This is a genomic window from Billgrantia gudaonensis (assembly GCF_900100195.1).
Classification (GTDB): domain Bacteria; phylum Pseudomonadota; class Gammaproteobacteria; order Pseudomonadales; family Halomonadaceae; genus Halomonas; species Halomonas gudaonensis.
Genome location: NZ_FNES01000040.1, coordinates 1 through 1,653, shown reverse-complemented (window position 1 = coordinate 1,653; position 1,653 = coordinate 1). Strand labels below are relative to the sequence as shown.

At 62.5% G+C, this 1,653-nt stretch carries 1 protein-coding gene; it reads right to left on the bottom strand.

The annotated features are described in order from the left end of the window. Nucleotides 1–44: 44 nt before the first annotated feature. Nucleotides 45–1,603, bottom strand: a protein-coding gene (locus BLP96_RS19695; protein ID WP_089689230.1) for an IS3 family transposase whose coding sequence is annotated in 2 segments (ribosomal slippage) — nucleotides 45–1,124 and nucleotides 1,127–1,603 — 1,557 coding nt in all. Because the reading frame shifts where the segments join, the coding sequence is not laid out codon by codon here. Nucleotides 1,604–1,653 lie beyond the last annotated feature (50 nt).

Sequence of the window (1,653 nt, the reverse complement as noted above, 5' to 3'; positions counted from 1 at the left end):
CGGAGTCTGTCAACATAGTTGGCATATGAAATAGTTCTGGCTCTTTAAAACCCTGCTGCCTGCGGCACTGGGTCCCGCTCGGGATTCAGGTGCACGATCTCAGGCAGGCTGAGCTTCCGGATGTCACCCGACCAGCGCTCCGGGTGACGCTGCTTCGCCGCCTCGAAGACCTCCCGGCGCTGGGCCAGGATGCCTTTGGCCTCGCCGTTATGACGCTGGCTCGGCGTGACGTAGCGAAGGGCGCTGTGCCGGTGCTCGTGGTTGTACCACTCGGTAAATTGCTGAACCCAGTCCTGAGCCTCGGCCAGGGTGGCGAAGCCGTCAGCGGGGAAGCCCGGCCGGTACTTCAGCGTCTTGAAGGCCGACTCGGCGAAGGCGTTGTCATTGCTGACTCTTGGCCGGCTGTACGACGGTGTGATGCCCAGATCGTAGAGCTTCTCCAAAAAGGTCGCTGCCTTCATCGGGCTGCCGTTATCCGAGTGCAGAATCAGAGGCTTATGCCGGTCTGTCAGGTGCTCTCGCCAGCAGGCCTTCTGGATCAGCTCGGCCGCCAGCTCGCCGGTCTCCGTCTCGTAGACCTCGTGCCCAACGATCTTGCGACTAAAGACGTCCATGATCAGATACAGATACCACCAGGTACCTCGCGCAGGACCGGGCAACCATGAAATATCCCAGCACCACAAGCGGTTAGGCGCCGAGGCTTGGTGTGTCGTCGGAAGGCGCTTGCGCTGTGGAGCCTGCTGTCGGCCCCGGTGATGTTGCTGGTCGTATTCATGAAGCACTCGATACATCGTCGATTCAGAAGCCAGGTAGCGGCCCTTGTCCGCCTGATCGGCCACGATGAAGGCTGGTGGTCGGCTTCGGTACTCCGGGGCGTTGCACAGCGCCACGATCGCCTCGCGCTCCTCCGGCGACAGTTTGTTGGCTGGCTCCGGCCGGTCGGCGTCGGGGCGGCGATCAGCCACCACCTCGCCTTCGGCGACCCAGCGGTAGTAGGTCCGCACGTTGATGCCCATCACCTGACAGGCCTTGGCCAGCCGAGCACCGTCACGCTGGGCGCTTTGCACCAGGGTCACGATGCGCTGGCGATCCGGGAGGCTGGTCAGTCGTCCTCGTCGTTGGTCGTGCCCCAGATCGCCTCTGCCTTTTTTGACAAGGCCAGCAGCGCTGCCGTCTCGGCGAGGGCCTTATCCTTGCGGTGCAGCTCGCGCTCCAGCTTGCGGAGTCGCTTCTGCTCCGCCTTACGCGCCTGGCGGAGCTGCTTGGCCTGGGCCGCTGCATCATCGTTGGCGTTCATGCAGGCATCCCGCCAGGCCTCCACCTGCTCGGGGTAGAGCCCACGCTCGCGGCAATAGGCGCTGAGTTCGGCCTCGTTCATCGGGGCCGTCTCCAGGACGATCTGGAATTTCTCCTGGCTGGTCCACTGGTCGGGCTCGTTCGAACGTGATGGCAAAACCTGTCCTCGTGCTCTGGCCTGTTTCCGCCAATTGTAGAGGGTTGTCGCGGTGATGCCTTCCTGCTCGGCCAGTTCCGGGATGGTTATGCTCATCGGCGGCGCCATCTTCTTGAGGATGGCTTCCTTACGCTCTGCGGGGTAACGCATGTTGATCACCTCTCAATCCGTTTAGGTGACAACTACGTTGACGCATAGGG